Annotated in this window: 1 pseudogene; it reads left to right on the top strand. The window is 72.3% G+C overall.

What is annotated here, in order from left to right:
• Positions 1 to 577: pseudogene (locus tag ACLNEE_RS16850) on the top strand (hypothetical protein); the annotation flags it as partial.

The following is a 577-nucleotide window of genomic DNA, read 5'->3' as shown; positions in this document are numbered from 1 at the left end:
CGGCCTGATCCTCGCCAACGACGACGGCACCCTCTCCCGCTCAGCCGCCTCCGCTGCCGCCGTCAGCAGCCTCAATTGCACCGGCACCGGCGCCAACGCCGTCTGCTACGGGCCCAACGCCACCGCCAACGGCGCTAATACCACCGCCATCGGCTCGGATGCCCTCGCCAACCAGACCGGAGCCACGGCCCTGGGGGCCAACTCCCGGGCGGATGGCAGCAGCGCTACGGCCCTCGGGCGCAACGCCAACGCCACCGGAACATCCGCGACTGCCGTCGGGTTGGACGCCCGGGCTTCAGGTACCGCCGCCACAGCCCTCGGAGAAGCCTCCATCGCCGACGGTGAAAGCGCCACGGCCCTCGGGCGCAGGGCCAATGCGACCGGAACCCAGGCGACCGCCGTCGGGTTTGACGCCCTGGCCTCAGGGCAACAGGCGACGGCCCTAGGTCCTAGCGCCAATGCCACCGGAATCGCCGCGACCGCCGTCGGGTTGAACGCCCGGGCTTCAGGTACCGCCGCCACAGCCCTCGGAGCAGCGTCCATCGCCGACGGTGAAAGCGCCACGGCCCTCGGGCGC

Source organism: Aphanothece stagnina RSMan2012 (assembly GCF_046764815.1).
Taxonomy (GTDB): domain Bacteria; phylum Cyanobacteriota; class Cyanobacteriia; order PCC-6307; family Cyanobiaceae; genus NIES-981.
The sequence above is the reverse complement of the archived record's forward strand: the minus strand, read 5'-3'. Positions and strand labels throughout refer to the sequence as shown.